This is a genomic window from Streptomyces olindensis (assembly GCF_040645895.1).
GTDB lineage: Bacteria > Actinomycetota > Actinomycetes > Streptomycetales > Streptomycetaceae > Streptomyces > Streptomyces olindensis.
The window spans coordinates 73327-98067 of record NZ_JBEYZD010000030.1 but is presented as its reverse complement, the minus strand read 5'-3'; the positions used below and the strand labels follow the sequence as shown (position 1 = coordinate 98067).

The 24741-nt window shown below is 71.1% G+C and carries 22 protein-coding genes; 11 read left to right on the top strand and 11 right to left on the bottom strand.

Annotated elements, in window-relative coordinates; all coding sequences use genetic code 11:
* Nucleotides 1-102: 102 nt before the first annotated feature.
* Nucleotides 103-3123 (bottom strand): excinuclease ABC subunit UvrA, encoded by a 3021-nt coding sequence (gene uvrA, locus ABZ948_RS20805; RefSeq protein WP_359761573.1) that lies wholly within the window; start codon nucleotides 3121-3123, stop codon nucleotides 103-105.
* Nucleotides 3124-3345: 222 nt separating this feature from the next.
* On the opposite strand from uvrA, the gene ABZ948_RS20800 reads away from it, so the two are divergent.
* The 5 genes from ABZ948_RS20800 (at nucleotide 3346) to ABZ948_RS20780 (ending at nucleotide 7565) form a co-directional block, all read left to right on the top strand.
* A complete protein-coding gene (locus ABZ948_RS20800) occupies nucleotides 3346-4035 on the top strand; it encodes a maleylpyruvate isomerase family mycothiol-dependent enzyme (protein WP_359761572.1) in 690 nt (229 codons plus the stop codon).
* Between the two features lie 35 nt (nucleotides 4036-4070).
* Nucleotides 4071-4727 carry an MBL fold metallo-hydrolase gene (locus ABZ948_RS20795; RefSeq protein WP_359761570.1) on the top strand — a complete coding sequence of 219 codons (657 nt, stop codon included), beginning with the start codon at nucleotides 4071-4073 and terminating at the stop codon, nucleotides 4725-4727.
* Nucleotides 4728-5050: 323 nt separating this feature from the next.
* The gene (locus ABZ948_RS20790) at nucleotides 5051-5926 is read left to right on the top strand and encodes an ABC transporter substrate-binding protein (protein WP_359761568.1); all 876 of its coding nucleotides are present in this window, start codon (nucleotides 5051-5053) and stop codon (nucleotides 5924-5926) included.
* Nucleotides 5923-6816 (top strand): amino acid ABC transporter permease, encoded by an 894-nt coding sequence (locus tag ABZ948_RS20785; protein WP_359761566.1) that lies wholly within the window; start codon nucleotides 5923-5925, stop codon nucleotides 6814-6816. Before ABZ948_RS20790 ends, ABZ948_RS20785 begins: the two co-directional genes overlap by 4 nt.
* A complete protein-coding gene (locus ABZ948_RS20780; RefSeq protein ID WP_359761564.1) occupies nucleotides 6813-7565 on the top strand; it encodes an amino acid ABC transporter ATP-binding protein in 753 nt (250 codons plus the stop codon). Before ABZ948_RS20785 ends, ABZ948_RS20780 begins: the two co-directional genes overlap by 4 nt.
* A gap of 90 nt (nucleotides 7566-7655) precedes the next feature.
* Here ABZ948_RS20780 and aroQ read toward each other — a convergent pair whose 3' ends face one another.
* Nucleotides 7656-8129 (bottom strand): type II 3-dehydroquinate dehydratase, encoded by a 474-nt coding sequence (aroQ, locus tag ABZ948_RS20775; RefSeq protein ID WP_359761562.1) that lies wholly within the window; start codon nucleotides 8127-8129, stop codon nucleotides 7656-7658.
* Nucleotides 8130-8232: 103 nt separating this feature from the next.
* Here aroQ and ABZ948_RS20770 point away from each other — a divergent pair, with 103 nt between their 5' ends.
* Together ABZ948_RS20770 and ABZ948_RS20765 are read left to right on the top strand one after the other, a co-directional pair.
* Nucleotides 8233-9279 carry a S66 family peptidase gene (locus tag ABZ948_RS20770; protein ID WP_359761560.1) on the top strand — a complete coding sequence of 349 codons (1047 nt, stop codon included), beginning with the start codon at nucleotides 8233-8235 and terminating at the stop codon, nucleotides 9277-9279.
* Between the two features lie 94 nt (nucleotides 9280-9373).
* A complete protein-coding gene (locus tag ABZ948_RS20765; RefSeq protein ID WP_359761558.1) occupies nucleotides 9374-10648 on the top strand; it encodes an MFS transporter in 1275 nt (424 codons plus the stop codon).
* Between the two features lie 52 nt (nucleotides 10649-10700).
* Here the strand turns inward: ABZ948_RS20765 and ABZ948_RS20760 are convergent, their stop codons facing one another.
* From ABZ948_RS20760 to ABZ948_RS20730, 7 genes are all read right to left on the bottom strand, one after another.
* Nucleotides 10701-11801: a calcium:cation antiporter gene (locus ABZ948_RS20760; protein WP_359761556.1), complete on the bottom strand. Its 1101-nt coding sequence runs from the start codon at nucleotides 11799-11801 to the stop codon at nucleotides 10701-10703.
* A gap of 73 nt (nucleotides 11802-11874) precedes the next feature.
* Nucleotides 11875-12177 carry a hypothetical protein gene (locus ABZ948_RS20755; RefSeq protein WP_359761554.1) on the bottom strand — a complete coding sequence of 101 codons (303 nt, stop codon included), beginning with the start codon at nucleotides 12175-12177 and terminating at the stop codon, nucleotides 11875-11877.
* A gap of 130 nt (nucleotides 12178-12307) precedes the next feature.
* A complete protein-coding gene (locus ABZ948_RS20750; protein WP_359761552.1) occupies nucleotides 12308-13309 on the bottom strand; it encodes a TerC/Alx family metal homeostasis membrane protein in 1002 nt (333 codons plus the stop codon).
* Between the two features lie 231 nt (nucleotides 13310-13540).
* Nucleotides 13541-15565 carry a TerD family protein gene (locus ABZ948_RS20745; protein ID WP_359761551.1) on the bottom strand — a complete coding sequence of 675 codons (2025 nt, stop codon included), beginning with the start codon at nucleotides 15563-15565 and terminating at the stop codon, nucleotides 13541-13543.
* 76 nt (nucleotides 15566-15641) lie between these two features.
* On the bottom strand, nucleotides 15642-16220 hold the full coding sequence (locus ABZ948_RS20740) for a TerD family protein (protein ID WP_031115582.1): 579 nt from the start codon (nucleotides 16218-16220) through the stop codon (nucleotides 15642-15644).
* Nucleotides 16221-16359: 139 nt separating this feature from the next.
* On the bottom strand, nucleotides 16360-18504 hold the full coding sequence (gene uvrB, locus ABZ948_RS20735) for an excinuclease ABC subunit UvrB (RefSeq protein WP_359761548.1): 2145 nt from the start codon (nucleotides 18502-18504) through the stop codon (nucleotides 16360-16362).
* A gap of 40 nt (nucleotides 18505-18544) precedes the next feature.
* Nucleotides 18545-19417, bottom strand: coding sequence for an MHYT domain-containing protein (locus ABZ948_RS20730; RefSeq protein ID WP_359761546.1), 873 nt, complete (start codon nucleotides 19415-19417; stop codon nucleotides 18545-18547).
* Between the two features lie 287 nt (nucleotides 19418-19704).
* Between ABZ948_RS20730 and ABZ948_RS20725 the strand changes: the two genes are divergently transcribed.
* Both ABZ948_RS20725 and ABZ948_RS20720 read left to right on the top strand, forming a co-directional pair.
* A complete protein-coding gene (locus tag ABZ948_RS20725; protein WP_359761545.1) occupies nucleotides 19705-20577 on the top strand; it encodes a glycerophosphodiester phosphodiesterase in 873 nt (290 codons plus the stop codon).
* 52 nt (nucleotides 20578-20629) lie between these two features.
* Entirely contained in the window at nucleotides 20630-21184 is a 555-nt protein-coding gene (locus tag ABZ948_RS20720) for a methylated-DNA--[protein]-cysteine S-methyltransferase (RefSeq protein WP_359761543.1), read from the top strand.
* A gap of 41 nt (nucleotides 21185-21225) precedes the next feature.
* Here ABZ948_RS20720 and ABZ948_RS20715 read toward each other — a convergent pair whose 3' ends face one another.
* Entirely contained in the window at nucleotides 21226-21654 is a 429-nt protein-coding gene (locus ABZ948_RS20715; RefSeq protein ID WP_359761541.1) for a VOC family protein, read from the bottom strand.
* Between the two features lie 106 nt (nucleotides 21655-21760).
* Here ABZ948_RS20715 and ABZ948_RS20710 point away from each other — a divergent pair, with 106 nt between their 5' ends.
* A complete protein-coding gene (locus tag ABZ948_RS20710; RefSeq protein WP_359761539.1) occupies nucleotides 21761-22669 on the top strand; it encodes a pseudouridine-5'-phosphate glycosidase in 909 nt (302 codons plus the stop codon).
* Nucleotides 22666-23697: a carbohydrate kinase family protein gene (locus ABZ948_RS20705; RefSeq protein WP_435857543.1), complete on the top strand. Its 1032-nt coding sequence runs from the start codon at nucleotides 22666-22668 to the stop codon at nucleotides 23695-23697. Before ABZ948_RS20710 ends, ABZ948_RS20705 begins: the two co-directional genes overlap by 4 nt.
* A 195-nt stretch (nucleotides 23698-23892) precedes the next feature.
* Here the strand turns inward: ABZ948_RS20705 and ABZ948_RS20700 are convergent, their stop codons facing one another.
* Complete coding sequence (locus tag ABZ948_RS20700; RefSeq protein WP_359761535.1) at nucleotides 23893-24684, bottom strand: methyltransferase; 792 nt, start codon at nucleotides 24682-24684, stop codon at nucleotides 23893-23895.
* Nucleotides 24685-24741: the final 57 nt, after the last annotated feature.

Below are 24741 nucleotides of genomic sequence, written 5' to 3'. Positions count from 1 at the left end.
CCTCGTCTGGGAGCACCTGCTGCCCGCCTTCGGGCCCGGGCCGCTGCCCGGCCGGGCCCCACGGGAGCTTCCGTGGGGGCGCGGCGCGTTCGGTGAGAGCCCTCAGCCCTTGGTCGTCCGCGTGGTCTTCTTCGCGGCGGCCTTCGTGGTCTTGGTGGCTGTCTTCTTGGCGGCGGTGCCGCTGACCGTCTTGGTGGCGGTCCTGCCCGCCCTGGCCTGCGCGGGGACCGTCTTCTTCGCCGCCCTGCGCGGTGCCTTCACCGAGGAGGCGTCGCTGATGCGGTCGGCGCCGAGGATCTCCCGGAGGAACTTGCCGGTGTGGCTGGCGGGGACCCCGGCGACCTGCTCGGGTGTGCCCTCGGCGACGACCAGGCCGCCGCCGGCGCCGCCCTCGGGGCCCATGTCGACGATCCAGTCGGCGGTCTTGATCACGTCGAGGTTGTGCTCGATGACGATGACCGTGTTGCCCTTGTCGACCAGGCCGGACAGGACCTTCAGCAGCTTGCTGATGTCCTCGAAGTGCAGACCGGTGGTCGGCTCGTCCAGGACGTAGACCGTGCGGCCGGTGGAGCGCTTCTGCAACTCGCTGGCGAGCTTCACGCGCTGCGCCTCGCCGCCGGACAGGGTGGTCGCGGCCTGGCCGAGCCGGACGTAGCCGAGGCCGACGTCCTTGAGCGTGTTGAGGTGCCGGGCGATGGCGGGGACGGCCTCGAAGAACTCGGTGGCCTCCTCGATCGGCATGTTCAGGACCTCGGCGATGGACTTGCCCTTGTAGTGGACCTCCAGGGTCTCCCGGTTGTACCGGGCGCCGTGGCAGACCTCGCACGGGACGTAGACGTCCGGGAGGAAGTTCATCTCGATCTTGATGGTGCCGTCGCCCGCGCAGTTCTCGCAGCGGCCGCCCTTGACGTTGAAGGAGAAGCGGCCGGGCATGTAGCCGCGGACCTTCGCCTCGGTGGTCTCGGCGAACAGCTTGCGGATGTGGTCGAAGACGCCGGTGTACGTGGCCGGGTTGGAGCGGGGGGTGCGGCCGATGGGCGACTGGTCCACGTGCACGACCTTGTCGACGAGGTCGTCGCCGTCCACGCGCGTGTGCCGCCCGGGCACGCTCCTCGCGCCGTTCAGCTCGCGGGCCAGGTGCGTGTACAGGATGTCGTTGACCAGGGTCGACTTGCCGGAGCCCGAGACGCCGGTGACGGCCGTGAACACGCCCAGCGGGAAGGAGACGTCGATGTCCTGGAGGTTGTTCTCCCGGGCGCCGTGCACCGTGAGCTGCCGGGACGGGTCCAGCGGACGCCGGATGTCGGGCAGCGGGATGGCCTTCCGGCCGGACAGGTACTGGCCGGTCTGCGACTCCTCGTTGGCGAGCAGCTCCTTCAGGGAGCCGCTGTGCACGACCTTGCCGCCGTGCTCACCGGCGCCGGGGCCGATGTCGACGACCCAGTCGGCGGTCTTGATGGTGTCCTCGTCGTGCTCGACGACGATGAGCGTGTTGCCCATGTCCCGGAGCCGGACCAGGGTCTCGATCAGCCGGTGGTTGTCGCGCTGGTGCAGGCCGATGGACGGCTCGTCCAGGACGTACAGGACGCCGACGAGGCCGGAGCCGATCTGCGTGGCCAGGCGGATGCGCTGGGCCTCGCCACCGGAGAGCGTGCCGGCGGCGCGGTTGAGGGAGAGGTAGTCCAGGCCGACGTCGACCAGGAACCGCAGCCGCTCGTTGACCTCCTTCAGCACGCGTTCGGCGATCTTCTTGTCGCGGGCGGTGAGCTTCAGCTCGCCCAGGAAGTCCGCGCAGTCGCTGATGGACATCGCGGATACCTCGGCGATGGACTTGTCCATGATCGTGACCGCGAGGACGATCGGCTTAAGGCGCGTGCCCTCACAGGTGGGGCAGGGCACCTCGCGCATGTAGCCCTCGAAGCGCTCGCGGCTGGCGTCGGACTCGGCCTCGCTGTGCCGGCGCTTGACGAAGGGGACGGCGCCCTCGAAGGCCGTGGTGTACCGGCGCTCACGGCCGTAGCGGTTGCGGTAGCGGACCTCGACCTGGGTCTTGTGGCCGTGGAGCAGGGCCTTCTTGGCGCGCTGCGGCAGGCCGGCGAAGGGGATGTCCGTACGGAAGCCCAGCGCGTCGGCCAGGGCGCCGATGAGGCGGCCGAAGTAGTCCTTGGTGTGGCCGTGCGACCAGGGGTGGATGGCGCCCTCGTCGAGGCTCTTGTCCTCGTCCGGGACGATCAGCTCCGGGTCGACCTCCATGCGCGTGCCGATGCCGGTGCAGTCCGGGCAGGCGCCGAAGGGCGAGTTGAAGGAGAAGGAGCGGGGCTCCAGCTCCTCGAAGGACAGGTCGTCGTACGGGCAGTAGAGGTGCTCCGAGAACATGCGCTCGCGCTCGGGGTCGTCCTCGGGGAGGTCGACGAAGTCGAGCACGACCATGCCGCCGGAGAGGCCGAGGGCGGTCTCCACGGAGTCGGTGAGGCGGCGCTTGGCGCCGTCCTTGACCGTGAGGCGGTCGACGACCACCTCGATGGTGTGCTTCTCCTGCTTCTTCAGCGTCGGCGGGTTGGACAGCTGGATCGTCTCGCCGTCCACGCGCGCGCGGGAGTAGCCCTTGGTCTGGAGGTCGGCGAAGAGATCGACGAACTCGCCCTTGCGCTCGCGCACCAGCGGCGACAGCACCTGGAAGCGGCTGCCCTCGGGCAGCTCCAGGACACGGTCGACGATGGCCTGCGGCGACTGGCGTGAGATCGGGCGGCGGCACTCGGGGCAGTGCGGCTTGCCGATGCGCGCGAAGAGCAGGCGCAGGTAGTCGTAGACCTCGGTGATGGTGCCGACCGTGGAGCGCGGGTTGCGGGAGGTCGACTTCTGGTCGATGGAGACCGCCGGGGAGAGGCCCTCGATGAAGTCGACGTCCGGCTTGTCCATCTGGCCGAGGAACTGCCGGGCGTACGAGGAGAGCGACTCGACGTAGCGCCGCTGCCCCTCGGCGAAGATGGTGTCGAAGGCCAGCGAGGACTTGCCCGACCCCGACAGGCCCGTGAAGACGATGAGCGAGTCGCGCGGGAGGTCGAGCGAGACGTTCTTGAGGTTGTGCTCGCGCGCTCCACGAACGATGAGACGGTCGGCCACGCCGGTCCGCACCTTTCTTGAGAGAAGAGACAGGGGCGGGGCCCCCGTCCTTCTCAGACTAGGGGGAGCCACTGACAACGCCGGTCGGATTCACGGGTTGCCAACAAACCCCGGCTCTCCAGCATGCCCGACGCCACGTCCGACCATATAGCACGTGCTTTCGATTTACGGCACTCCTTCACCACCTTCACCCGAAGGAGTGGCGGAGCTAGGGTCAGCACCATGATTGATCACGCTCATGACCTGGCGTCTGTACGTGACGCGACGGAGCGGCTGCTGACCGCAGTCGGCAAACTGGACAACGCGGCTGTGACGGAGCCGTCACGGCTGCCCGGCTGGAGTCGTGGCCACGTGCTGGCCCACCTCGCCCGCAACGCGGACGCTCTCGTGAACGTCCTGGAGGGCCGCCCCATGTACGTCTCCGGCGAGGCCCGGGACGCCGACATCGAGCGGGACGCCCCGCGCGCCCTCGACGTGCAGCTCGCGGACCTGCGGGAGAGCGCGGCCCGCTTCCAGGCGGCCGGGGACGCCCCGGCGGACTGGTCGCGCACGGTGGAGCTGCGGGGCGGGGTCACCGACTCCGCGGCCCGGGTGCCGTTCCGGCGGTGGGTGGAGGTGGAGCTGCACCACGTGGACCTCGGGATCGGGTACGAGCTGGAGGATCTGCCGGCGGAGTTCGCCGAGCGGGAGATCGACTTCCTCGCCGACCGGTTCTCCGGGCACCCCGACGTGCCGTCCACACGCCTCACGGACGGCACGCGCGCGTGGAGCACGGGACGGGAGGCGGACGACGGGCCCGAGGTGACCGTCACCGGTCCCCCCGCGGACCTGCTGGGCTGGCTCGCGGGCCGGCGCAGCGGAGGCGCTCTGACCGTGACCGGCGGCCCGCTCCCGGCGCTGCCCCCGCTGTAGGACCCGGGCCGCTCCCCCGCTATAGGCTGGCGGACATGACGTACAGCGGACAGGTGACGGTCGGCGGACCTGCCGACGTGCACGAGCTCAAGGACCTGATGATCACCAAGATCGCGGTGGGTCCGATGAACAACAACGCCTATCTGCTGCGCTGCCGCGCCACCGACGAGCAGCTGCTGATCGACGCCGCGAACGAGGCGGCCACGCTGCTCGGCATGATCGGCGACGACGGCATCGCGTCGGTCGTCACGACCCATCGGCACGGCGACCACTGGCAGGCGCTCGCCGAGGTCGTGGCGGCCACCGGCGCCCGCACCTACGCGGGCCGGGACGACGCCGAGGGCATCCCCGTGCGGACCGACGTGCTGGTCGACGACGGCGACACCATCCGGGTCGGGCGCGTGGACCTCACCGCGCGCCACCTGGTCGGTCACACGCCCGGCTCGATCGCCCTCGTCTACGACGACCCGCACGGGCACCCCCATGTGTTCACCGGGGACTGCCTCTTCCCCGGCGGTGTGGGCAACACCCACAAGGACCCGAAGGCGTTCGCCAGTCTCATCCACGACGTCGAGACGAAGATCTTCGATGTCCTCCCGGACGAGACATGGGTCTATCCGGGGCACGGCAACGACACGAGCCTGGGCGCCGAGCGCCCGCAGCTGCCGGAGTGGCACGCGCGCGGGTGGTGAGCCACTGCGCGGGGCGCACGCGTAGGGAGCGGTAGGCCGCGCACGCGCCCCGTGTGAATCATTCGCACACGCCGGGGCCGTACGTACGCTCCCCCCTAGGGGTAGTTGCGCAGTCAACTGGTAGGAGCCCCGCGCAGGATGACGGCTCCTGGGCGGATGGGCCGCCGGCCTGTCGATCCCCGCCCTCGGCCGGCGGCCCCGGCGCCCGCCGAACTCGCGGGTCTGCGGGGCCCGTTCACACGACTGCAACACCCGTTCCCATCATGCGGACATCTGTTGCCGTGACCTCGACAAACGGGAGCGTCGGCTGCCAGTCTCCCGCCATGCATCCTGCCCCGCGTGCCCTGTGCCGCGCTGCCGCCGCCGTCGCCCTCCTCGCCGCCGCCGTGAGCTGCGCCCCGCAGCCGGAGACGTCCTCGGGCAAGCCCTCGGCATCGGCCGGAAACGCCTGTGCTCCGGGCAAGTTGGCCACCGAGACCCCGGGCAAGCTCACGGTCGCCACGGACGAACCCGCCTACGAGCCCTGGTTCCGGGACGACGACCCGGCGAACGGCAAGGGCTTCGAGTCGGCGGTCGCGTACGCCGTCGCCGAGAAGCTCGGGTACGGCGAGGACCGGGTCATCTGGCAGACCGTCCCCTTCAACAAGGCCTTCGCGCCGGGCGAGAAGACGTTCGACTTCGACATCAACCAGGTGTCCGTCAGCGAGGAACGCAGGAAGGCCGTCGACTTCTCCTCCGGCTACTACGACGTCCGGCAGGCCGTCGTCGCGCTGAAGGGCTCCAAGGCCGCGAAGGCGAAGAGCATCGCCGACCTGAAGGGCGTGAAACTGGGCGCCCAGGTGGGCACCACCAGCCTCGACTACATCGACGACGTGGTGCGGCCCACCCGGGAGGCCGCCGTCTACGCCAAGAACGACCAGGCCAAGTCCGCCCTGAAGAACGGCCAGGTCGACGCGATCGTCGTCGACCTGCCCACCGCCTTCTACATCACCGGGGCCGAGATCACCGACGCGACGATCGTCGGTCAGTTCGAGAACCAGGGCGGTACGCCCGAGCAGTTCGGACTCGTGCTCGACAAGGGCAGCCCGCTCACCTCCTGCGTCTCCCGGGCCGTGGACGCGCTGCGCGCGGACGGCACGCTGAAGAAGATCGAGCAGCAGTGGCTCTCGGACGCCGTCGACGCGCCGGTGCTCAAGTGACGGTGGACAAGGAGGAGCTCGCCGAGCGCTCCGACGGGCCCTACGCTTACGTCCCGTCCCGGCGGCGCCTGGACCGTGAGCGCTACCGGCGCGCCCGCGCCCGGCGCGCCACCGCGATCGGCGCGCTGTCGACGCTCGTCACCGGAGCCGTCCTCTACCTGGTCGTCGTCAACGCCCCGGGGTGGCCGCGCACCAAGGAGACCTTCTTCGACTGGGGGTACGCGCGCGAGGCGTTCCCCAAGGTGCTCGAAGGGCTGTGGCTGAACGTCCGGCTGCTGCTGATCTGCGGAGCCGCGGTGCTGGTCCTCGGCATGCTGATCGCCGTCGCCCGGACGCTGCGCGGTCCGGTGTTCTTCCCGCTGCGCGTCCTGGCCGCCGCGTACACGGACTTCTTCCGGGGGCTGCCGCTCATCATCAACCTGATGATCGTCGTCCTCGGCGTCCCGGCGCTGCGGCTCCAGGGCGTGACCGTCGATCCGGTGCTCCTCGGCGGCACCGCGCTCACCCTGACCTACTCGGCGTACGTCGCCGAGGTGTTCCGCGCCGGCATCGAGTCCGTGCACCCCTCGCAGCGCGCCGCGGCCCGGTCGCTCGGCCTCAGCAACCGGCAGGCGCTGCGGCACGTGGTGCTGCCCCAGGCGGTGCGCCGCCAGGTGCCGCCGCTGCTGAACGACCTGGTGTCCCTGCAGAAGGACACCGGGCTCGTCTCGATCGGGGGTGCGGTGGACGCCGTGCGGGCCGCCGACATCATCGTCGGCCGCAGCCTCAACTACACGCCGTACATCGTCGCGGGCCTGGTCTTCGTCGCGCTGACCATCCCCATGACCCGTTTCACGGACTGGGTGACGGCACGCATGGACCGGCGGCGGGCCCAGGGAGGAGCCACATGAGCGAGACGCCCGTGCTGCGGATGGAGTCCGTCCGCAAGACCTTCGGCGGCTCGGTCGTCCTGCGGGACGTGGACCTGGAGGTCGCCCCGCACACGGTCACCGCCCTGATCGGCGCCTCCGGCTCCGGCAAGTCCACGCTGCTGCGGTGCGCGAACCTGCTGGAGGAGATCGACGACGGGGCGATCTGGCTGGACGGCGAGGAGATCACCGACCCGCGCGCCGACCAGGACGCCGTGCGCCGCCGGATCGGCGTGGTCTTCCAGGCGTACAACCTGTTCCCGCACATGACCGTCCTGGAGAACATCACGCTCGCCCCGCGCCGGGTGCACGGCGTGCCCCGGGCCGAGGCCGAGGCACGCGCGCGTGAACTGCTGGAGCGGCTGGGGCTCGGCGGCAGGGCGGGCGAGTACCCGGACCGGCTGAGCGGCGGCCAGCAGCAGCGCGTGGCGATCGTCCGTGCCCTGGCCGTGCGCCCCCGGCTGCTGCTGCTCGACGAGATCACCGCCGCCCTCGATCCCGAGCTGGTCGGCGAGGTCCTCACCGTCGTCCGTGACCTCAAGGACGAGGGCATGACCATGGTGCTGGCCACACACGAGATGGGCTTCGCGCGGGACGTCGCCGACCAGGTGTGCTTCCTGGAGGGCGGCGTGGTGCTGGAACGCGGGAGCGCGGAGCAGGTCTTCGGGGACCCGCGGCAGGAGCGCACGCGGCGCTTCCTGCGGCGGATCGTGGAGGCCGGACGGTTGTAGGGGTGGTGGTGAGGGGCGGCCGTGATGGTGAGGGGCGGCCGTGGCTGTAAGGGGCGACCGTCCCGGTCGGCGGGGCTTACCGCCGGCGGCTCACGTGTCCGCCTGGCCCGCCCCTGCCAGCGCCGCGACCCGTTCGACGCCGAACACGTACCCCTGCACCCCGCAGCCCGCGATCACGCCGTCGGCGCGCAGCGAAACGTAGGAGTGGTGCCGGAACGCCTCACGCTGGTGGATGTTGGAGATGTGGACCTCCAACACCGGCATGCCGTCGCAGGTGTTGAGGGCATCGAGGAGGGCGACGGAGGTGTGCGAGTAGGCGCCCGGGTTGATCACGATGCCGCAGTGGTTCAGACGCGCCTCGTGGATCCAGTCGACCAGCTCGCCCTCGTGGTTGGACTGGCGGAAGTCGACCGTGCCGCCGTGCGCGGCAGCCGCCTTGGCGCACAGGGCCTCGACGTCGGCGAGGGTGTCGGAGCCGTAGATCTCCGGCTGGCGCTGGCCGAGCAGGTTCAGATTGGGGCCGTTGAGGATCATGATCGGGGCGTTGGCCAGGGTGCGGGGCACGGTTCCTCCGGTCCGGTCAGGGTCGGGCGGCCCGTGGCGGACCGCTGCTCACAGCCGGTTTATCACGGTGCGCCGACCGCCTGCCGGGCCGTAGCCTCCCGGCATGACGAGCCTCGTGTACCCGCCCAAGCCGTCCCCCGGGGACCGCATCGCCGTGATCTCGGCCTCCGGAGGCCTGCCGGAACTCTTACCGCTCCCCTACGAACTGGGCCTGGAGCGACTGCGCGAGGAGTACGAGCTGGAGCCGGTCGAGTACCCGGCGACCCGCAGGATGGGCTCGACCCCCCAGGAGCGGGCCGACGACATCCACGCCGCCTTCGCCGACCCGGACATCAAGGCGGTCATCGCGTCCATCGGCGGGGACGACCAGATCACCGTGCTGCCGTATCTGGACCGTGAGTTGATCCGCGCGAACCCGAAGCCGTTCTTCGGGATGAGCGACAACACCAACCTGCTCGCGTTCCTGCGCAACAGCGGCATCGTCGCCTTCCACGGCGGCAGTGTCATGGGCGAGCTGGGCCGCCCCGGGGCCATGCACCCACAGACCGCCGACTCCCTGCGCGCGGCCCTGTTCACGCCCGGCCCGTACGAGCTGCGGCCCGCCGAGCGGTGGCGTGACATCGACCGGGACTGGGCCGACCCTGCGACCTTCGACGCGGAGCCGGAGACCCGGCCCGGGACCGGCTGGACGTGGGTGAACCCCGGCCGGGTGGTCGAGGGCCGCACCTGGGGCGGCTGCCTGGAGATCGTCGGCTGGCTGCTGATGGCCGACCGGGAGATCGCGCGCGACCTGTCCGAGTACGAGGGGGGTGTGCTGCTCCTGGAGACCTCGGAGGAGATGCCGAGCCCCGCGGAGGTCCACCGCACCCTGCGGAACATGGGCGAGCGCGGACTGCTCCAGCGCTTCCCGGCGCTGCTGATGGGGCGCCCGAAGACGTGGTTCTTCAACCGCCCCAACACTCCCGAGGAGGCCGCCCGTTACGCCTCCGAGCAGCGTGAGGCCGTCCTGCGCGCCCTGCGGGACTACGCCCCCGACACCATGATCGTCTTCGACGTGGACTTCGGGCACACCGATCCGCAACTGGTGATCCCGTACGGGGGCACCGTGCGTGTGGACGGACCGGCCCAGCGCATCACGGTCACGTACTGAAGACCCCCAAGCCCTCCGCGCGCCCCCGTAACCGCCCGTCACCGTGGGTAGTTGACGCGGCATGCACGACGTACGCACCGTAAGGGCACCCTCCATGCCGCGCCTCGCGGCAGCCTCGCTCGCCGGCACGGCCATCGAGTTCTACGACTTCTTCGTCTACGGCACCGCGGCGGCCCTGATCCTGGGGCCGCTGTTCTTCCCGACCTTCTCACCGGTGGCGGGGACCCTGGCCGCCTTCGCCACCTTCGGCGTGGGCTTCGTGGCCCGGCCACTGGGGTCAGTGCTGTTCGGGCACATCGGGGACCGGCACGGGCGACGGCCCGTCCTCGTCGCCTCGCTGCTGCTCACCGGCGCTTCCACGGTCGCGGTCGGCTGCGTGCCGACGTACGACACGATCGGCGTGGTCGCTCCCCTGCTGCTTCTGGTGCTGCGCTTCCTGCAGGGGCTGGGCCTCGGCGGCGAATGGGGCGGTGCGGTGCTGCTGACCGTGGAGCACGCGCCCGCCGAGCGGCGCGGGCTGTGGTCGAGCTTCCCCCAGGTCGGGCCCGCCCTGGGGTTCCTGCTCGCCAACGGTGTGGTGCTGGGCCTGTCGACGACGCTGACCGAGGCGCAGTTCGCCGCGTGGGGGTGGCGGGTGCCGTTCTGGGTGGCGGGCGTGCTGGCCGTGGTGGGGCTGTGGCTGCGTTCGTCGCTCGCCGAAAGCCCCAGTTTCCTGGAGATCGACGACCACGCGCGCGTGCCGCTCGCCGAGGTCGTGCGCCACCACTGGCGTCTCCTCCTGCTGACCGGCGGCGCCCTCGCGATCGGCTACGCGATCTTCTACGCCGTGACGACCTGGTCCCTCTCCTACGGCACGGAACGGCTCGGGGTGAGCCGCACCGTCATGCTGACCTGCATCATGGGCGCCGTCCTCGTGAAGGGCGCGCTCACACCGCTGGTGGCGCTGCTCGGGGACCGTTACGGCCGCCGCCCCCTGTGTCTGGCCGGCTGCGCGGCCGCCGCCCTGTGGATGTTCCCGATGGTCGCGCTCCTCGCCACCGGCGCGCCGCTGCCGATGTTCCTGGGCTTCCTCGGGGCGATGCTCGCGTTCATCACGATGTTCGCCGTGATCGCCGCGTATCTGCCGGAGCTGTACGCACCGCGGGTGCGCTGCACCGGTGCCGCCGTCGGCTACAACCTCGGCGGTGTCGTCGGGGGCGCGCTCACGCCGATCGTGGCGACGGCCCTCGCCGAGCAGGGCGGGCGGGTGCCGTGGGGCGTGGCCGCGTATCTCACGGCGGTCGCACTGCTCAGCCTGGGCTGCTTCGCGCTGCTGCCGGAGACACGTCCGGTGCCGGTGGGTGCGGCTGCGGAGGCTGCTTCGGGCTGACCGCCGGCCTAGGGGGTGTCCGTAATGGCAGGCGGGACTTTGCGGACACCCCCTAGGGATTGATCGCCAGTTCCAGGTACGCCGCGAACAGCACCAGATGGACCCCGCCCTGGAGCGGCGTGGCCCGGCCCGGCACCACGGTCAGCGAGGCCACCACCACCGTCAGGGCGAGCAGCACCATGTGCGTGGCGCCCAGGCCGAGCACCAGCGGGCCGGAGAGCCAGACGGACGCGAGCGCCACGGCGGGGATGGTCAGGCCGATGCTCGCCATCGCCGAGCCGAGGGCGAGGTTCAGGCTGGTCTGGACCCGGTCGCGGCGGGCGGAGCGCAGCGCGGCGATGGTCTCCGGGAGCAGCACCAGCAGCGCGATGATCACGCCGACGACGGCGTGGTGCAGCCCGGCGGCCGCCACCCCGGACTCGATGGTGGGCGACACCCCCTTGGCGAGCCCGACCACGCCGATCAGTGCCAGGCCGAGCAGCCCGAGGCTGATCAGTGCGGTACGGGCGGAGGGGGCCGCGGCGTGCTCGTCCGCGGTGATCACCTCGCCCTCCCGGGTGATCGGCAGGAAGTAGTCCCGGTGCCGCACGGTCTGCGTCGCGACGAACAGCCCGTACAGGACCAGCGAGGAGAGCGCCGCGAACGTCAGCTGGACGGTGGAGAACTCCGGGCCGGGCTTGCTCGTGGTGAACGTCGGCAGGACCAGGCTGAGCGTGGCCAGGGTGGCGACGGTCGCGAGCGCCGCGCCGGTGCCCTCGGGGTTGAAGACCGCCGTGCCGTGCCGCAGGGAGGCGACCAGGAGGCAGAGGCCGACGATGCCGTTGCAGGTGATCATGACCGCCGCGAAGACCGTGTCGCGGGCGAGCGTCGAGCTCTTGTCCCCGCCGTCGGCCATCAGGGTGACGATCAGGGCGACTTCGATGATCGTGACGGCGACGGCGAGCACGAGGGAGCCGAACGGTTCGCCGACCCGGTGGGCCACCACCTCGGCGTGGTGCACGGCGGCCAGGACGGCTCCCGCCAGCACCAGGGTCACCAACGCGACGACGCCGGCCGGAAGATCGCGCCCCCAGGTGAGGACCAGCAGGACGGCGGCGAGCAGCGGCACCAGGGTCGTCCACTGTGCCATGAGCGGCCTGCGCGGAGCCATCATGCGGTGATCGTCGCAGACGCGAAGGTGCCCCGCAATCCCGTCGTGCGTGGCCCTTTTCGCGTGTGCGGCCGGGCTACTTGAGGTCCCGTGCGTCCAGGAGGTCGCAGTTGGTGTACACCCGCTCGCCGAGGCAGAGCGCGCCCAGTTGCTCCGCCATCCTGCCGGTCTCGGGGTCGTCGCTGTTGCGCATGGCCTCGTCGTACGACTCGAACTCGATCAGCGCCAGATAGCGGCGCGGGTTGTCACGGTCCTTCAGGAGCATGCGGTGCGTGGGGCCGCCCGCCCGGTCGGCGAAGCGTTGCCCTGCCTCCGCGAGGAGCTGCTCCATCTCCTCCAAGCGCTCGGTCTCGAAGTCGATGATCTGTACGAACTTCATGGCGCCTCCAGCCGGCCTCGGCGTCCCCGGGCCGGGGAACGCGCTCAGGAAACAAGCAAGCACCGGGACCGGCACTCGGCAATTCGCCGAGCACCGGTCCCGGTGATGGTTGTTCCTACGTCCGGCGTGGTCAGACGTCGATGCTGTCCTTCGGAGCGCTTCCGCTCTGCGCCTGCGCCTCCTCGGCCGCCGCCTGTTTCTTGGAAGCCCGCAGGCTGGTGATCGTGGTGACGATCAGGACGGAGCAGATCACGCCGAGCGAGACCGGAATGCTGATCTCGGGGACGTGCACCCCGGACTCGTGCAGGGCGTGCAGCACCAGCTTGACGCCGATGAAGCCGAGGATGATCGACAGGCCGTAGGAGAGGTGGACCAGCTTCTTCAGCAGGCCGCCGATGAGGAAGTACAGCTGGCGCAGACCCATCAGGGCGAACGCGTTGGCCGTGAAGACGATGTACGGGTCCTGCGTCAGGCCGAAGATCGCGGGGATGGAGTCGAGGGCGAACAGCACGTCCGTCATGCCGATCGCGAGCATCACGACCAGCATCGGGGTCATGACCCGCTTGCCGTTCTGCTGGATCCACAGCTTGGTGCCGTGGTAGCGGTCGGCCACGCCGAAGCGGCGCTCCGCGGCCTTGAGGAGCTTGTTCTCCTCCCACTCCTCGTCGTCCTCGTCCGCGCGGGCCTCCTGGATGAGCTTCCAGGCGGTCCAGATGAGGAAGGCGCCGAAGAGGTAGAACACCCACGAGAAGCTGGCGAGGATGGCGGCGCCGGCGGCGATGAAGATAGCGCGCAGGACCAGGGCTATGAGGACACCGATCAGCAGCACGCGCTGCTGGTACTGCGAGGGCACCGCGAACTTCGCCATGATCAGGACGAAGACGAACAGGTTGTCCACGCTCAGTGACTTCTCGGTGATGAAGCCCGCGAAGAACTCACCGGCCGGCTGGCCGCCGCCGAACACCAGCAGGCCGAGCCCGAAGAGCACGGCCAGGACGATCCAGACGACCGTCCAGATCCCGGCTTCCTTGATCGATACGTCGTGCGGCTTGCGGCCGATGAAGAAGTCGACCGCGATGAGGGCCGCCAGGCCCACGATCGTCAGGACCCATAGGGTCACGGAAACATCCACTGCGCCTCCGGCAGTCGTAACGGCAAATGTCAGCGTCGTAGCTGCCGGAGGTCTCTTCCACCCAATGATGGGCCGACGCCCCGGGAGCAGGCCGTATAGACCTGATCCGTATTGACGGGTACGCCGCAGCAGACAGGGAGTACTCCCCTCCGTGCCGACAACAGTACCCAATCACCAAGAACAGGTAAAGCGCTTGGCAAAAGAAAGGCCAAAATCCCTGGTCGGAGGGCTTTACGAGTACTTGGTACGGGCGGCTGCGACCTGGGTGAGCACCTGCTGGAGGACCTGGCTGCCGGGCGGCACGAGCGCCGGCTCGTACGTCCAGGCATGGCCGACCCAGGGGTCGGCGAGGTGGTCGTCGGGCACCGGTGTCAGTCGCAGCAGCGAACGCCACAGCGGGTCGAGCAAAGGTCCGTAGCCCGAGGACTCCTCGCGGTCGGCCACCATCATCAGGTGGACGCCGAAGGCGGGCCCCTCGTCGGCGAGGTAGCGCAGCTGGTTCACGGCCCGGTCGTCGAAGCCGTGGGGGAAGTCGTTGACGATCAGCAGCTGCTGTGCGGTGTCGAAGCCGGGCGGGAGGGAGTCGGCGGCGCCTCCCCGGACCGCCATCTGCACCAGGTCGACCCGCTGGGTGAGCCGGGTCAGCACGTCCGCCACCCCGGCGGCGCCGAGCGCGGGCGGGGCCGCGAGCACGCCGGTCTGCACGAGGGGGGCCAGGGGCAGCGCGCCCGAGCCGGCCGGGTCGATGACGTGGACGGTGAACTCGCCCGCCGGATGGACGGCGAGCAGCCGGGCCGCGTGCGCGACCGCCGTCTCCATGGCGAGACGCCCCAGGGCGTGCGCGTCGGTGAACAGTCCCTCGGTCGACTCGGTCCGTCCGCTGTCGATCCACAGACCCCGCTCCAGCGGCAGCCGGACCAGCATCGGGATGCGGATCCGGTCGGCCTCGGGGAGATGCAGGTCGCCCAGGCGCAGGGCCATGGGCATCTCCATGGGCACCCGGTAGGCATGCCACACGGGGTTGTCCCAGCGGGCGTAGGCCGGTGGCAGGGCGGGTTCGACGACGTCGGCCTCGGCCTTGAGCTGGGTGAGGTCCCGGTCGAGGGCTTCCCTGGCCTGGTCGACGAGCTGGGCGTGCCGGGCGTGGGCCGCCTCGCGGGCGGCGTCGCCCTGTCCGCCGATCCGGCTGCGCGGGTCGGACAGGACCTGTTCGAGTTCCTTGTCCATACGGGACTCGGCGAAGTCGACGGCGCTGCGGTAGGCGGCGGTGGTGCGGGCGAGGTCCTCGAACATGCCCCAGACCTGGTTGTACAGCCGCTCCTCCATGGACCAGCCGGTCGCGTCGCCCGCGACGGGCTGCGCGGGCTGTCCGGGTGCGGCCGGGGGCGCGGTCGGCGGGGGCGGGGGCGGAGTGGCGTTCCGGCGGCGCGGGTGGCTGTAGTCAATGGGGCCGCCGCCCGCGGTGGGGGCGGCGGGCTGGGTGACGGCCGAGGGGTCCGGAGCGGCGCCCGGATACTCCGGCGGCTGCCCCTGCCCGCCGGAGGTCTGCCCGCCGGACGTCTGGCCGCCGTACGGGGACACCGGTGGTACCGGGCCGGGCTGGGGCGCGATGCCGCCGTGGTCCGGGCCGAGGGCGGGGGCCGCCGCCTGCCGGGAGCGGTCGCCGTCCGCCGTGCGCGGCGGGGGCGCCTGCACCGAGCGGGCCAGCCCCTGGGCCACCGCGTCGTTGATGCTGCCGGCGAGCTGCCGCGCCTGCGGCAGCCCCTGGTCGGTGAGGAGTTCGGCGAGGCCGCCCGCGTAGCCCTGGCCGACGGCGCGCACCTTCCAGGCGCCCTGCCGGCGGTACAGCTCCAGGGCGACGACGGCCGACTCGGCGTCGAGGCCGGTGATGGTGTAGCTGGCGACCTCGGCGCCGTCGAGGCCGGTGACGGCGACGAACGGGGCGGCCACGGCTCCGAAACGGACCGGGCCCGCCCCGCCGACGGGCAGGGCGAGCAGCACACTGACACGGTGGACGGTCTCCGGCATGGCGTCCAGGTCCACCGCGAGACGGTGGTCGGCGGCGGCCTGCCGGGAGACCTCGAGACCCGGCTGGGTGGGCGCGCCCGGATGGGCCACCCACTCCACGCCGTGGATCCTGCCGGTCTCGTCGCTGAGCGCGGCCACGGCCACGATCGGCGTGCCGGCCGAGACCCGGATCTCGAGACGGACCTGGGAGAGCGGGTGATTCTGCCCCCGCACCAGCTCGGCCGTCATCGCCTTCGTCCCCCTGTGTCGTTGTGTGGTGTCGTGTGCCGCTCGCCGGCTCCTGCCGTGCGAGCCCCGGCCGTTCTCAGAGAAGCGGCAGGATGGACGGCATCAGGTCCTGGAAGGTACGGCCGTTGGCCGGGTTGCCCAGGGCCGTCATCGTCCAGCCCGAACCCGAGCGGTGCACCTTCGCCATGATCTGGGCCGTGTACTGGCCGCCACCGGCGAGGGTGTAGCGGGCGAGCTCCTGGCCGTTGGTCTCGTCGACCAGGCGGCAGAACGCGTTCTGCACCTCCTGGAAGGTCTGGCCCGTGAAGGAGTTCACGGTGAAGACGATCTGGTCGATGTGGACCGGGATGCGCGCGAGGTCGACGAGGATCGCCTCGTCGTCGCCGCCCTGGCCGACACCGCCGACGAGGTTGTCCCCGGTGTGGCGCACCGAGCCGTCGTCGCTCACCAGGTGGCGGAAGAAGACCACGTCGACCGGTTGCTTGTCCGCGAACAGGACGGCCGAGGCGTCGAGGTCGATCTCTCGCGTACGCGAGCCGAACAGGCCGCGCCGGGGAGCCGCCTGCCAGCCGAGACCCATGCGCACCGCGGTCAGGCTGCCGCCGTCGTTCTTCTGCAGACTGATGGCCTGACCCTTGGTCATGTTGACGGTCACGCGCTGATTCCCCTCTCGAACGTCCCCTGTTGCCGCGCAGTCGCGGTTGTCCTGAACACTACGCAGCGGCACTGACAGCGACGTAGTCCGGCCCGCACTTTGTGTCGGTCTTGCAACACTGCGCGTACGCGGTCCGCTGTCAGGCCAGTCCGGCCTCCTTCATCTGGCGCAGTTCCTTCTTCATCTCGGAGACCTCGTCGCGCAGTCGGGCCGCGATCTCGAACTGGAGGTCCGCGGCGGCGGCCCGCATGCGCGTGGTGAGCTCCTCGATCTGTTCGGCGAGTTCGGCCGCGGGGCGGTCGGTCGGCACCGTCTCCTTGGCCTTGCCCTTGCCCTTGGCGGGCTTGGCCATCTCGGCCGCCTTGCCGAGGGAGGGCACGGGCGCCTTGGTGCCGCCGCCGTCCTTCCTGGACTTGCGGTAGCCGGAGCCGAGCAGCTGCTCGGTGTCGATGTCCTCGCGGGCGATCTGGGCGACGATGTCGTTGATCTTCTTGCGGAGGGGCTGGGGGTCGATGCCCTTCTCCTTGTTGTACGCGATCTGCTTCTCCCGGCGGCGGTTGGTCTCGTCGATGGCCTTCGCCATCGCCGGGGTGATCTTGTCGGCGTACATGTGGACCTGGCCGGAGACGTTGCGCGCGGCGCGGCCGATGGTCTGGATCAGGGACGTCCCGGAGCGCAGGAAGCCCTCCTTGTCGGCGTCCAGGATCGCCACCAGGGACACCTCGGGCAGGTCGAGGCCCTCGCGCAGGAGGTTGATGCCGACCAGCACGTCGTACTCGCCGGCGCGCAGTTCACGCAGCAGTTCGACGCGGCGCAGGGTGTCGACGTCGCTGTGCAGGTAGCGCACCTGGATGCCGAGCTCCAGGAAGTAGTCCGTGAGGTCCTCGGCCATCTTCTTCGTGAGCGTGGTGACCAGGACGCGCTCGTCCTTCTCCGTGCGCTGCCGGATCTCGTGGACCAGGTCGTCGATCTGGCCCTCGGTGGGCTTGACGACCACCTCCGGGTCGACGAGGCCGGTGGGGCGGATGATCTGCTCGACGACGCCGTCCGAGCGGGACATCTCGTAGGTGCCCGGGGTGGCCGACAGGTAGACCGTCTGGCCGATGCGCTCCTGGAACTCCTCCCACTTCAGGGGGCGGTTGTCCAGGGCGGAGGGCAGCCGGAAGCCGTGGTCGACGAGGGTGCGCTTGCGGGAGGCATCGCCCTCGTACATGGCGCCGATCTGCGGGACCGTGACGTGCGACTCGTCGATGACGAGGAGGAAGTCGTCCGGGAAGTAGTCCAGCAGCGTGTTGGGCGGGGAGCCGGGGAGCCGGCCGTCGAAGTGCATCGAGTAGTTCTCCACGCCGGAGCAGGTGCCGATCTGGCGGAGCATCTCGATGTCGTACGTGGTGCGCATCCGCAGGCGCTGGGCCTCCAGGAGCTTGCCCTGCTTCTCCAGCTCCGCGAGGCGCTCGGCCAGCTCCTTCTCGATGTCGTTGACGGCCCGCTCCATGCGCTCGGGGCCGGCGACGTAGTGGGAGGCGGGGAAGACGTAGAGCTGCTGGTCGTCGCTGATGATCTCGCCGGTGAGCGGGTGGAGGGTGGAGAGCGCCTCGATCTCGTCGCCGAACATCTCGATGCGGACGGCGAGCTCCTCGTAGACCGGGAAGATCTCGATGGTGTCGCCGCGGACGCGGAAGGTGCCGCGGGTGAACGCCATGTCGTTGCGCGTGTACTGGATGTCCACGAAGCGGCGCAGCAGCTCGTCTCGGTCGATCTCCTCGCCGACGCGGAGGGGGACCATGCGGTCCACGTACTCCTGCGGGGTGCCGAGGCCGTAGATGCAGGAGACCGAGGCGACCACGACGACGTCGCGGCGGGTGAGCAGCGAGTTCGTCGCGGAGTGGCGCAGGCGCTCGACCTCCTCGTTGATCGAGGAGTCCTTCTCGATGTAGGTGTCCGACTGCGGGACGTAGGCCTCGGGCTGGTAGTAGTCGTAGTACGAGACGAAGTACTCGACGGCGTTGTTCGGCAGCAGCTCGCGGAACTCGTTCGCCAGCTGGGCGGCCAGGGTCTTGTTCGGCGCCATCACGAGCGTGGGGCGCTGGAGCTTCTCGATCATCCACGCGGTGGTGGCGGACTTGCCGGTGCCGGTCGCGCCGAGCAGGACGACGTCCTTCTCGCCTGCCTCGACGCGCCGGGCGAGCTCGGCGATGGCCGTCGGCTGGTCGCCGTTCGGCTGGTAGGGGCTGACGACCTCGAAGGGCGCCACCGTGCGTTCGATCTGGGAAACGGGCCGCATGGAATCCACCGTACGACCCCGCACTGACAACGCGCTCCGATCAGCGGTTCTGCGGGGTGCGGGATCCTCTGTGCTCCACGGGGCGGCGGGGGCGGAACCGCAGGCGGTGCGCGGAGTGCTGGACGGTGGTGTGGGTGTGGGCGGGGATGCCGGGCCGGTGCTCGACGGGGGCGACGGTGGGCTTCCCCATGACCATCAGCGGGTCGAACATCACCACGACACCCGCGAGCAGCAGGAAGGCGAGAGGACCGACCAGCATGGGCGCGAGCAGGGCCGCGGGCGACTCTCCCGTGGCGGGTTCGGCCGTGCCGTGGAGGTGGACGCTGAGCGCGGCCATCCCGGTGTAGTGCATGCCGCTGACGGCGAGTCCCATGACGAGGCTGGCGCCCACGCTCCACAGGAATCCCCTGACCTGGCCGGCCGCCCACAGGGCGGCGGTGGCGGCGCCCATGGCGATCACGACGGAGGCGCCGACGGTGAAGGTGTTGTACTCCAGCTTTCCGTCCAGGCGCATGCTGGCCATGCCGAGGTAGTGCATCGACGCGATGCCCAGGCCGGTGATCGTGCCCCCGGTGAACAGGGCCGTTCCCCGGGCGCCCCGGTACCCGACGATGAAGATCCCGATTCCCACCATCACGATCGCGACGGCGAGGCTCGCGAAGGTCATCGACTTGTCGTAGTGGATCGGGGTGCCGTGCACCGTGAACCCCATCATCGCGATGAAGTGCATGGTCCATATGCCGGAGCCGATGGCGGCCGAGCCGAGGGCGAGCCAGCCGGGGCGCCAGGACTGGGCGACGAGCATGGATCTGGTGGTGCAGCGCAGGCCCAGAGCACCGCCCAGGCAGGCCATGAGGTAGGCCACCAGGGGTGTGACCAGGCCGTAGCTGAATCCGTCGACCGTGCCCTGCATGCGCGGCTGCCCTTCCCGCCCTTTGCGTCCCGGAATTCCTGATGTGCGCCCCCTCCCAGGACCGCACGAGCGGTCAGGGTTGACGCAGAGAGTATGACCCCCACCGGAATGGTCGAACGACTTTCCGGCAAAGAAACACGGCCTTGCCGCAGTTGTGCGGCACCAGTGAGCGGAGTTGGGTCACTTCCGTTCAACGTGTGGCCATCCTGTACCCCTCTCGCGTTGACCCTCTGCTGTCACAGTGGTGCTGTCTGTGACGTAGTGATCGCTCGACGCGAGGAGTACGCATGCACGCGCGCGCCGTTGCCGCCTCGACCACCGCACTCCTGGGGACCGCCGCCCTCCTCTTCCCCGTCTCCCCCGCGCGGGCGGCCGGCGGCGGTGCCTCGCCCCTGGTCATCGCGCACCGGGGGGCCTCCGCGTACGCGCCCGAGAACACACTGGCGGCCGTGGACAAGGCGGCGGAGCTGGGCATCAGATGGGTTGAGAACGACGTCCAGCGGACCCGGGACGGCGAGCTCGTCGTCCTCCACGACGACAACCTGCGGCGCACCACCGACGTCGAGGAGGTCTTCCCCGGCCGGGCTCCCTGGAAGGTGAGGGACTTCACCGCCGCCGAGATCGCCCGTCTCGACGCGGGCAGCTGGTTCGGCCCCGCGTACGCGGGCGCGCGCGTGCCGACGCTGGAGCAGTTCGTGCACCGGGTCGAGCACCACCACCAGAAGCTCCTCCTGGAGATCAAGAACCCGGAGCTGTACCCGGGCATCGAGCGGCAGACGCTGAAGGTCCTCAGCAACGAGGGCTGGCTCGACCGGCGTCATCTGGCGGGCCGGCTGATCGTGCAGAGCTTCAGCGCGGACAGCGTGCGGACGGTGCACGCGCTGAAGCCGGGCGTGAAGACCGGTTTCCTGGGGACGCCGCCCGTGTCGGACCTGCTGGACTACGCCGGCTTCGCCGACCAGATCAACCCGTCGCACCGCTCGCTCTCCCCCGCCTACGTGGCCTCGGTGCAGGCGTTCGACGGGCCGCACGGCAGGCCGATGGAGGTCTTCACCTGGACGGTCGACGACGCGGCGACAGCCCAGCGGGTCGCCGGGTACGGCGTCGACGGGATCATCACGAACAAGCCGGACGTGGTGCGCAAGGCCGTGCGCGGCTGATCCGTCGCCCCGTCGGGACGGCGTTGTCAGTGGCGGGTCGTACCGTGGGCGCATGGACAGTCAGGAGCGGGGCGAGCCGCGGGTCGTGTGGGCGGTCGTGGAGAGCGCGATCGGGCCGTTGCTGCTGGCCGCCGGCCCGGGCGGCCTGGTCAACGTTGTGTTCCACGCCACGGACGAGGTGCGGGACCGGGCGGTCGAGCGGCTGGCGGCGCGGCTCGGCACCGAGCCCGTCGAGGCGCCCGGCTCCCCGCTGCTGGCCGAGGCGATACGGCAGTTCGAGGCGTACTTCGCGGGTGAGCGACGCGACTTCGACCTCCCGCTGGACTGGTCGCTGATCTCGGGCTTCAACCGCGAGGTCCTGCGCGAGCTCGCCTCGGGCGTGCCGTACGGCACGGTCGTCGGGTACGGCGATCTGGCCGGGCGGGTCGGTCAGCCCGGCGCCGCCCAGGCCGTGGGCATGGCGATGGGCGCCAATCCGCTGCCGGTGGTGGTGCCCTGTCACCGGGTCGTCGAGAGCGGCGGCGGCATCGGCGGTTTCGGGGGCGGGCTGGAGACCAAGCGGAAGCTGCTCGCCCTGGAAGGGGTGCTGCCCGAGCCTCTGTTCTGAGGCCCGGGCCGGGGAGGCCCGGGCCTGGGGCACGGGCCTGGTCAGTCGTAGTGCCGCGCCTCGAAGACGTTGCCGTCCGGGTCGCGGAAGTAGAAGCTGCGCGTCGCCTTGCCCCGGGCTCCGAAGGAGTCGTACGAGAGGTCCGACACCGGTACGGAGCGTTCCTCCAAGCGTCCGAGGAGGGCGTCGAAGTCGCCGCGGGGCAGCGACAGGCAGACGTGGTTGACGGGGTGCCCCGCGCTGTCGGCGGCGCCGGGGAGCATCGTCATGCGGGCCGCGAAGGTCAGCGGCATGAGGTCGAGGATGGTCGCGTCGTTGACGCGGACGGAGGGGAACGGCACCTCGCCTGCGGCGAACTCGGGGAGCCTGAGCGCCTCCAGGCCGACGGCCTTCTCGTAGAAGTCGGCGGCGGCGAGCGGGTCGCGCACCCAGAGGACGACGTGGTCGAGGCGTGCTGTGTGGTCCGTCATGCACCCCAGGCTCGTGAGGTCCGCGACAGCCCGCAAGGGTTTGGCCCGGCGCGCCGCCCGCCAGAGATGAGGAAGACCGACTGACCGACTGACAGGAGGCGGGCGCGTGGTGCTGGTGGTGTCCGAAGAAGTGCGGGAGGCGCTCGACGCGCGTCGGCCCGTGGTGGCCCTGGAGTCCACGATCATCGCCCATGGGCTGCCCCGGCCCCGCAACCTGCAGGTGGCGCTGGAGCTGGAGACGGCCGTGCGGCAGGAGGGCGCGGTGCCCGCGACCATCGCCGTCCTCGACGGGCGGCCCCATGTCGGGCTGGACAAGGAGCAGCTGGAGCGGGTCGCGAACGAGGACGGCATCCGCAAGCTGGGCCACCGCGATCTGCCGCTGGCGGTGGCGTCCGGGGCGAGCGGGGCGACCACGGTGTCGGCGACGGCGCTGCTGGCCGCGCTGGCCGGCGTACGGGTGTTCGCGACGGGTGGGCTCGGCGGGGTGCACCGCGAGTGGACGGTGACGCAGGACGAGTCGGCCGACCTGGGGCTGCTGGCGCGGACGCGGATCACGGTGGTGTGTGCCGGGGTGAAGTCGATCCTGGACGTGCCGGCGACCCTGCAGCGGCTGGAGACGCTGGGTGTCGCGGTGGCGGGTTACGGCACCGACCGGTTCCCGGGCTTCTACCTGTCGGACTCGGGGCATCCGGTGGACTGGACGCTGCGGACGCCGGAGCAGGTGGCGGGCGTGATGCGGGCCCAGGACGCGCTCGACGGGCCCGAGTCGGCCCTGATCGTCGCCAACCCCGTCCCGGTGGAGGAGCAGCTCGACCCGGAGCTGCACGCGCGCGTGCTCGCGGACGCGCTGCACGCGTGTGAGGAGGAGGGGATCACCGGCCAGGCGGTCACCCCGTTCCTCCTCGACTATCTGGTCCGGCACACCGACGGCGCCTCCCTGAGCGCCAACCTGGCGGCGGTCCGCGGCAACGTGCGCCTTGCGGCGCGGATCGCGGCGGCCTGGGCCCAGGGATGAACGGGGCCGGGGGCCGGGCCGGGGCCGGCGACGGGGAACGCGGAGGGCTCGGAGGGCGCTGGGCCGAGGACAGCGGGAGATCGACGGAGCCTGGCGCGGATTCGGTGGCGGCTCGGGCGTTGCTCGTCGTCGGGGACGTCGTCACCGATGTCGTCGCCCGTCATCGCGGACCGCTCGCGGTGGGCACGGACACGGCTGCCTCCATCCGCACGGTGCCGGGCGGGGCGGGCGCCAACGTGGCGTGCTGGGCCGCGCAGCGGGGCGCCGCGGAGGTGCGGCTGCTCGGGCGGGTGGGAGCGGAGGCAGCCGCCTGGCACGAGCGTGAGCTGATGGCCCAGGGCGTGCGCCCCCGGCTCGTCGTCGACCCGCAGGCGCCGACCGGGACGGTGATCTGCCTGGTGGACAGGGGTGCCTCGGCGGAGCGGACGTTCCTCACCGACAGCGGCGCGTCGCTGCGGCTCGAACCAGCCGACTGGTCGGACACCCTGCTCGACGGGGTCGCCCGGCTCCATCTGTCGGGCTACCTGCTGTTCTCCGAGCCGAGCCGTGCCCTGGTGAGGGTGGTGCTGGACGCCGCACGCGCGCGTGGCGTGCCGGTGAGTCTGGACCCGGCGTCGGCCGGCTTCCTCAAGGAGCTCGGCGTCGAGCGGTTCCTGGCGCTCGTCGAGGGCGTGGACGTACTGCTGCCCAGCCGGGACGAGGCGTGCCTGCTGACCGGTCTGACCGACGCGACCGAGGCGGCTGCCGAACTGAGCCTGCGCATTCCGCTGGTCGTCGCCAAGCAGGGCCACGACGGAGCGCTCGTGGCCCGCTCCGGGGAGGTGTGCGCCCGGGTCCCCGCCGTACCGGCCACGGCACGGGACACCACCGGTGCCGGGGACGCCTTCACGGGTGCCTTCCTCGCCGCGCTGCTCGCGGGGGCGGATCCGGAGGAGGCCGCGGCGGAGGGCTGTCGGGCGGGAGCGCTGGCGGTGGAGCGGGTGGGCGGCAGACCGCCCATGCCGGGCAGACCGCCCTTGCCGGGCTGACGGCCGTTGCCGGGCAGACCGCACCTGCCGGGCAGACCGCACCTGCCGGGCTGGCGGCGCTTGCGGGGCTGGCGGCGGTTCCCGGGTTGACGGCGCTTGCCGGGCAGACCGCACCTGCCGGACAGACGGCGGTTGCTCGACCGGCAGGGCGTACGCGACGACTGGGCGAGGCGGCCGGCCCGGTTCACGTCGCCCCTACTGCTTGCGCCCCCATGCCGAGATCATCGGTGCCGTCGTCAGATCGAGCGCTCCGGACGTGACGTTCGCGAGGTGCCGGTCGATCTCCTGGTCGGTGGCGAGGCCGGCCGTCACGAGCTGGTCGCGGATCTGGCGGATCGTGACGGACTCCAGGGCCGCGCAGGCAGGCGAGACGAGAGGGAAGAACGCGTCCGCGTGGACACGGGTCAGGCCGGCCTCCCGGAGCAGGCGCGGGAGGGTGCGGCCGCAGGGGAGCTCGGTCCCGCGGTCGGCGAGCAGCTTGCGGAAGCCCTGCCGCAGCCGGTTCGCGAGCTGCTGCTCGGGGCCGTACTCGTCGGGGCAGAGCAGGGGCTGGAGGCCGGGGTCGGCGTCCTCGACGAGGAGCCGCCCGCCGGGGCGCAGGGCCGTGACCATGGAGCGCAGGGCCCGCTCCCGGTCGGAGACGTGGACGAGCGCGAGGCGGGCGTGCACCAGGTCGAAGCCCTCCCCCGGCGGGTCCTGAGCGCCGAGGTCGTGGAGACGCACCTCGACGGGCGGCCGGGCGGCCGGGGCGAGCCGGGCGGTGTCGGTGTCGGTCGCGACGACGCGTCCGGTCGGCCCGACCTTCTTCGCCAGCCAGGACACCACGGAGGTGCCGGCACCGACCTCCCAGCACCGCCAGCCGGATCCGATGCCGAGCGCTTCGAGATGCCGGAACGTCGTGGGGTCGAAGAGGGCGGCGAAGGCACTGAAGTGCTCCGCCGCCTCGGGCCGCCGGTTGTCGAGGAGGTGCCCATCGGTTCGCGTCATGCCGCGATCATCCCAGTTGCCCCACTTGTCGGTAATGGTCGACGCACCGGTATGAAG